The organism is Endozoicomonas sp. YOMI1, assembly GCF_024606345.1.
Classification (GTDB): Bacteria; Pseudomonadota; Gammaproteobacteria; order Pseudomonadales; family Endozoicomonadaceae; genus Endozoicomonas.
Map to the genome: position 1 here is coordinate 1 of NZ_JAHHPM010000250.1, position 7,504 is coordinate 7,504.

Consider the following 7,504-nt stretch of genomic DNA (forward strand, 5'->3'; position numbering starts at 1 on the left):
GAAATTGAGGATAAAAATTTCTGCTTCTGAGGAGAATAGCGGGGCTATTTGACGATGAAACAGGAATTTTTAGACCAATTTATCGCAACCGCAGCAGGACAGTCTTAAGTCCGACAGCCTCCTGGCAATCATTGCTAATACCGGAATCATTATTTCAATAGCCCTGAGCGGCGAATACTGCCAGAACTGTAGGACTGCAAAACCAAAAGCAGGCAGTATTTTTATAATAAAAAGGTACATTCATGCGCTTTTTCAATTTACCCGATTTAGGGGAAGGTATTCCTGAAGCCGATATTGTCGAATGGCACGTGGGAGAGGGGGATAGTATCAAGGAAGACCAGCCTATGGTCTCTGTCGAGACAGCAAAAGCCGTTGTTGAAGTTCCTGCTCCCTGCACCGGAGTGATTGCCCGTCTCTGTGGTCAACCTGGTGACACTATTCTTACCGGAGCCCCCCTGGTCGAGTTTGTAACCGATGAGGAAGATAGCGGTACGGTAGTTGGTAAACTGGCCAGTGATGATGCCAACACCAATAGCGATGATGCTTTTATTATTGGCTCACCAGCGGATGGCCAGATGCAACCATCGTCTTCATCTCAAATGGTTCAAAGTGGACTTAAATCACTGGCTGAGCAATTTCAGGTGGATCTGGATGCGGTAACCAATCCTGGAAACGCTGCACAATCTGCCGTTTCCTATCCCCTGGAAAATCCAGAGCCATTAAAGGGTGTCCGTAAGCATATGGCCCGCACCATGGCAGAATCTCATGCTTCCGTCGTCCAGGTAACGCTGTTTGATGATGTGGATATTGATCACTGGGATAAAGAAGACATCACGGTTCGTCTGATTCAGGCGATTGTAAGTGCCAGTGCCGTGGAGCCAGCGCTTAATGCCTGGTTTGATGGCGTTTCCATGAGCAGGCAGCTTCATGATTCTGTTGACCTGGGACTGGCGGTAGATAGTGAAGAAGGGCTATTCGTTCCGGTGATGCGCGATGTCGCAAAAATGAATAAAAAAGAAGTACGTGAGAGTATCAATAAGCTTAGAGAAGGAGTAAAAGACAGAAGTCTGCCAAACTCAGAACTTCAGGGCGCAACTATCACGTTGAGTAACTTTGGTGTCTTTGCCGGAAAATATGCTACGCCGGTTGTTGTCCCACCAAGCGTTTGTATTATCGGTGTTGGCAGGTTGAGGGAAGAAATAGTCAGCGTTGATGGTAAGCCTGAGAGCCACCGTACCTTGCCTTTGTCACTGTCGTTTGATCACCGCGCAGCAACGGGTGGTGAGGCAACACGTTTCCTCCATGCAATGATTCAACAGTTGCAGAAGTAGTCAAAAATCCACATTATAAAATCTGGGGCAAGAAAGCACTATCAGCTTGCTGTTAAAAAAGCAGTGATGTTTTGATAGTGCCATGCCTGTCGGACAGCCTCCTAGTGCGAGACCATCAGAAGTTGCAAGCGATGAAGGATAATATCTCTGCCAGCATGCTGCAAGGAAGTCCGTTGTTATAAGACTGTTGTTATAAAAAGTGCACCAATGTAGGCCAGATTTTTTAGACTGAATGTTTGTATCCCGCTTTTGCCGGTCATGACACCGAGTTCTCTGGTTTGTCTGACGGGCATTTTATGTCACCTTTTTCTATAGCATTGTTGATCAGTATGAACTGCTTTTCTGGCATTCAGAGCTGCTCGATAAAAGTTATAAAAAAATGTGGTCAAAGTTCTGACTCTGCCGATAGCGTATTTGAGAAGGATAAGCTTCCAGATGAGTTATCGGTCAAACGTTCCTGGTAGTTGTTTCAGGAAATCAAGCAGACAAAGGTGGGTGAAGGCATGGACATCTTCAATACATATCAGCAGAGATTTCAATCAACCCAGCAGGAAGAGCTGACCATCGAAGAGTATCTGGCGCTGTGCAGGAAGGATTCTTCTGCCTATGCCAATGCGGCTGAGCGCATGCTTATGGCCATTGGTGAGCCGGAGATGGTGGATACGTCGAGGGACCCAAGGCTCAGTCGTATATTTTCCAATAAACTGATTAAGCGTTATCCGGCATTCCGTGAATTTTATGGTATGGAAGAGGCGATTGAGCAGATCGTTTCCTACTTTATGCACGCTGCCCAGGGGTTAGAAGAGAAGAAACAGATACTTTACCTTCTCGGGCCAGTGGGTGGCGGTAAGTCTTCTCTGGCAGAAAAGCTGAAGGCGTTGATGGAGAAAGTCCCTTTCTACGCGATAAAAGGTTCACCGGTTTTTGAGTCGCCTCTGAATTTGTTTAATCCTGATGAAGATGCCGACATTCTGGAGAAAGAATATGGCATTCCCAATCGTTATCTGGGTGGCATCATGTCACCCTGGGCAGTTAAGCGGTTAAATGAGTTTGGCGGTGATATCACCAAGTTCAGGGTGGTGAAGCTGCATCCCAGTATTCTGAATCAAGTTGCTATTGCCAAGACGGAACCCGGCGATGAGAACAACCAGGATATATCCAGCCTTGTGGGTAAGGTGGATATACGACAGCTGGAAGAATACTCTCAGGATGACCCTGATGCCTACAGCTTCTCTGGCGCACTGTGCCGTGCCAATCAGGGCATGATGGAGTTTGTGGAAATGTTCAAGGCACCCATCAAGGTACTCCACCCACTGCTGACCGCTACCCAGGAAGGTAACTACAACAGTACCGAAGGTATGGGCGCAATTCCTTATAACGGCATTATTCTTGCCCACTCTAATGAATCCGAGTGGCAGTCATTCAGGAATAATAAGACCAATGAAGCCTTTATTGACCGGGTAAACATCGTCAAGGTGCCTTACTGCACCCGGGTGACGGAAGAAATTCATATTTATGAAAAGCTGCTGGCTAATAGCTCACTCAAGGATTCCCCCTGTGCACCGGATACCTTGAAAATGCTGGCTAAGTTTACCGTCCTGTCGCGGATCAAGGAGCCGGAAAATTCCAATGTTTATTCCAAGATGCGGATCTATGATGGCGAAAACCTGAAAGATACCGACCCCAATGCCAAGCCGCTGCAAGAGTACAAGGATTCAGCGGGTGTTGATGAAGGCATGGAAGGCTTGTCTACCCGTTTTGCTTTCAAGATTCTTTCCAAGGTATTCAACTTTGACCCTACGGAAATTGCCGCTAACCCCGTTCACATGCTCTACGTACTGGAACAGCAGATTGAGCAGCAGCAGTATCCGAAAGAGGTGCATGAGCGTTATCTGCGCTATGTGAAAGAGTTCCTGGCGCCCAAATACATTGAATCCCTGGGTAAAGAGATACAGACCGCCTATCTTGAGTCTTACTCAGAGTATGGACAGAACATTTTTGACAGATACATTACCTATGCTGACTTCTGGATTCAGGATCAGGAGTACCGTGACCCTGAAACCGGCGATATTCTGGACCGCTCGGCAATCAATGATGAGCTGGAGAAAATCGAGAAAGCGGCCAGTATTGCCAACCCGAAAGATTTTCGTAACGAAGTGGTTAATTTCGTGCTCAGGGCCCGGGCCAATCACAATGGGCAAAACCCGAGCTGGCTCAGCTACGAAAAGATGCGCACAGTGATTGAGAAGAAAATGTTCTCCAATACGGAAGACCTGCTTCCGGTGATTTCATTTAATGCCAAAGGCAGTCAGGAAGATCAGCGCAAACATAATGAGTTTGTTAAGCGCATGGTAGAGAGAGGGTATACCGAGAAGCAGGTCAGGTTGCTGGCTGAATGGTATATCCGGGTGCGTAAATCGCAGTAATTGCAGACCGGGGTAGAGAGGCAGGGCGAACGGATTCTCGCCCTGTTTGTCATAAAGGGCACACAAGGAGCGTGTTCATGAGTATTATTATCGATCGACGGCTGAATGGAAAAAACAAAAGTACCGTCAATCGCCAGCGGTTTCTTGAAAGATATAAGAAGCATATCAAGAAAGCAGTGTCTGATGCTGTGAATAAACGCTCCATTACTGATGTCGTTTCTGGCAGCGAAGTCACCATTCCCCGAAAAGATCTTTCTGAGCCGGTATTCCGCCACGGTCAGGGTGGGCGTTATAAGCAGGTTCATCCGGGCAACAAGGAGTTTGTCAGTGGTGATCGTATTAAGCGCCCATCGGGCGGCGGTGGCTCTGGAAGCGGTAAAGGCAAAGCTGGAAACAGCGGCGAAGGGATGGATGAATTCAGCTTCCAGATAAATCATGATGAGTTTCTGGAATATATGTTCGATAACCTTGAGCTGCCAAACCTGGTTCGCAAACAGCTTGAGGATATGACGGAATTCAAGATCCGACAGGCAGGGTATACGACAGCTGGCTCTCCGGACCGCCTGAATGTCGTGCGCTCCCTGCGTTCAGCCCATGCTCGGCGTATTGCCTTATCCGGTGGTGATCGTCGGGAAATACGGGCACTGAAAAAAGAACTCCGGGAAATGGAAGTCAGCCCGGAGGAAACGGATCAGCAACGAGTTTTTGAATTAAGAGAACGGATAAAAGAGCTTAATGCCAGGCTGAAAAAACTGCCATTTATTGATGACTTTGACCTGAAATACAACAACATGGTCAAAGTGCCTTCGCCCAGTAATAAGGCCGTTATGTTTTGTGTGATGGATGTGTCCGGATCCATGACTCAGGACATCAAAGACATGGCCAAGCGCTTCTTTATTCTGCTCTACCTTTTTTTGCAGCGTAATTATAAAGAGATTGAAGTGGTCTTTATCCGTCATCATACAGCCGCTAAAGAAGTGGATGAGGATGACTTTTTCTATTCAAGAGAAACCGGGGGAACCATTGTTTCCAGTGCCCTGGAAATGACCCGTGATGTGATCAATAAGCGTTACCGCCCGGCGGACTGGAATATTTATGTTGCCCAGGCATCAGACGGTGATAACTGGGAAGGAGATTCCAGTGTCTGCACCAAGATTCTGACCGAGCAGATCATGCAGAAGGTTCAGTATTATTGTTATGTGGAAATCACCGACCGAGCCCATCAGAATTTATGGCGTGAGTACCATAGTGTAGCGGAGAAGTTTAAAGATCACTTTGCCATGCAGCAGATTAAATCGCCCAGTGATATTTACCCGGTTTTCCGTAAACTGTTTGAAAAAAAGGAAAATGCATGAGCAGCCAGTTGATTTCCAGTGAGCCGGAGTGGACGTTTGAGCTGATTCAGGAATACGACAGGGAGCTTGCCCGTCTTGCTGATCGCTTCCGCCTTGAAACCTACCCGAATCAAATTGAGATTATCAGCTCTGAGCAGATGATGGATGCCTATGCCTCAACAGGTATGCCATTAATGTATAACCACTGGAGTTTTGGTAAACACTTTCTTCATACCCAGCAAAACTATCAACGGGGTAGAATGGGGCTGGCCTATGAAATTGTGATCAACTCAAATCCCTGCATTGCTTATTTAATGGAAGAGAATACGATGACCATGCAGGCATTGGTATTAGCCCATGCCAGCTATGGTCATAACTCATTCTTTAAAGGGAATTATCTGTTTCAAACCTGGACTGATGCTGAGTCCATTATCGACTACCTGTTATTTGCTAAACATTATATTGCTGAATGTGAAGAGAAGTATGGCATTGAGGCGGTCGAGGATATACTCGACGCCTGTCACGCATTAATGAATCAGGGGGTTAATCGATATAAACGGCCCAGGCCCTTATCCCCTGAGCAGGAACAGGCCCGGCAGGAAGAGAGAGCGGAGTATATCCAGAGGACACTGAACGATATCTGGACCACCATTCCAAAGGTTGATAAAGAAGAGCTGGAACAGGAAGAGCGCTTTCCTAAAGATCCGGAAGAAAACCTGCTTTATTTCCTGGAAAAGAATGCACCGCTACTGGAAACCTGGCAGCGGGAGCTATTGCGAATAGCCAGAAAAATTGCCCAATACTACTACCCTCAGAAGCAGACTCAGGTGATGAATGAGGGGTGGGCCTGTTTCTGGCATTACCACCTTCTTCATGAGCTATACAACGAGGGAAAGGTTTCCGATGGTTTTATGCTGGAGTTTCTTCACTCCCATTCCAGTGTTATCTATCAGCCGCCTTTTGATAGCCCGCAATACAGTGGCATCAATCCATACACCCTTGGCTTCAATATGTTTATGGATATTCGTCGTATTTGTGAAAATCCTACCGATGAAGACCGGGAGTGGTTTCCGGATATTGCCGGAAGTAACTGGCTGGATACCGTTCACTTTGCCATGAAAAACTTTAAGGATGAAAGCTTTATCCTGCAGTTTCTGTCACCCAAAGTGATGAGAGATTTACGATTGTTTTCAATTCTGGATGATGGGTCACGAACTTATCTTGAGGTGGACAGTATTCACGATGAAACAGGGTATAAAGCCATACGTGAGTCACTGGCAGCTCAGTATAACCTGGGTAATCGGGAACCAAACATTCAGGTTTATAATGTCAATATTCGAGGTGACCGCATGCTGACGCTCCGTCACTATCAGCATCAGGGTCGACCATTGGGAAAAGAGACCGATGAGCTGTTGAAGCATATACACAGGATCTGGCAGTTTGATGTAGAAATCGAGTCGTTCGAAAATGGTGCGGTCACTCAAATCTGGCAGTGCAGTGAGAATAAGAAGCGAAAATAAACGTCGATTGATAACTGATGTTCAGCTACTAACCTATCACCTACCACTTTTTGTGGATAGGCTTTTATCGGTCAAAATGACGTTTATCGCTCAAAGGTATTTTCCTGATGCTACGGCCTGGTGGATTTGAAAGGCATGACCCATATCGGATTTATACAACTTATTCCTTTTGATCGAAAAAACAACCTGCTTGATGTCGATTACTGTTTGATTATGGATTAATAACCTGACAGTTTTTACTATCAGTGATTCACATTATTTTTAAAATTTATATAATGGTACTTCCATCTAAAAAAATCTTGCTGTATAAAGTTCACCGAATTGAACATCTTTATTCCTAAGTAGGAAGTTCTATCAAGACCAAGGAGTCGTAGAGTAAATGAATATTTTTGAAGAAGTTCTGCATCGTCTCAGCAGCAAAACCCGTATTCGCTCACTGTTTAAAGATGTACACGCTGAAGATCTGGAACGTATCATTTCCCGTCTGAACGATGTGCTGACTGAGAAGCAGGAAGCTCGTGCCAAAGATGAAGAAAAGCGTAAGAAGAAGCAGGAAAGCATTGAGGCCATCAAGCAGTTTATGGCTGACCGTGGTGTTTCCATGAATGATCTGGGTCTGGGTAATCTGGAACTGGAAGAGACTGTACAAAAGCGTCGCAGAAATATTCAAAAGTACACTTTTGAATACGAGAACGAAGCTGGTGAGCGTATTAAGTGGGAAGGTGCCACTACTGGCCGTCTGCCACGTGATTTCCAGGCTTACCTGGAGCGTACTGGCAAGAAGCGTCTGGACTGCGCTTTGGAACAGATCGAAGAGTAATACCAATTCCACCTTCTGAATATGAGCTGCGCAGCCATTTTGAACAGCTGGATCTTCGTTGGAATTCCTCGCA

The 7,504-nt window shown here is 46.1% G+C and carries 5 protein-coding genes; all 5 read left to right on the plus strand.

The features are described 5' to 3' along the window. Window positions 1-242 precede the first annotated feature (242 nt). Window positions 243-1,331 (plus strand): dihydrolipoamide acetyltransferase family protein, encoded by a 1,089-nt coding sequence (locus KDK15_RS08635; RefSeq protein ID WP_257294954.1) that lies wholly within the window; start codon window positions 243-245, stop codon window positions 1,329-1,331. 503 nt (window positions 1,332-1,834) lie between these two features. Further along, window positions 1,835-3,757, plus strand: coding sequence for a PrkA family serine protein kinase (locus KDK15_RS08640; protein ID WP_257294955.1), 1,923 nt, complete (start codon window positions 1,835-1,837; stop codon window positions 3,755-3,757). 77 nt (window positions 3,758-3,834) lie between these two features. Then, window positions 3,835-5,112, plus strand: coding sequence for a YeaH/YhbH family protein (locus KDK15_RS08645; RefSeq protein WP_257294956.1), 1,278 nt, complete (start codon window positions 3,835-3,837; stop codon window positions 5,110-5,112). Next, window positions 5,109-6,611: a SpoVR family protein gene (locus KDK15_RS08650; protein WP_257294957.1), complete on the plus strand. Its 1,503-nt coding sequence runs from the start codon at window positions 5,109-5,111 to the stop codon at window positions 6,609-6,611. The genes KDK15_RS08645 and KDK15_RS08650 overlap by 4 nt, the downstream gene beginning before the upstream one ends. Window positions 6,612-6,990: 379 nt before the next feature. Next, window positions 6,991-7,431 (plus strand): H-NS family nucleoid-associated regulatory protein, encoded by a 441-nt coding sequence (locus KDK15_RS08655; protein ID WP_257294958.1) that lies wholly within the window; start codon window positions 6,991-6,993, stop codon window positions 7,429-7,431. Window positions 7,432-7,504: the final 73 nt, after the last annotated feature.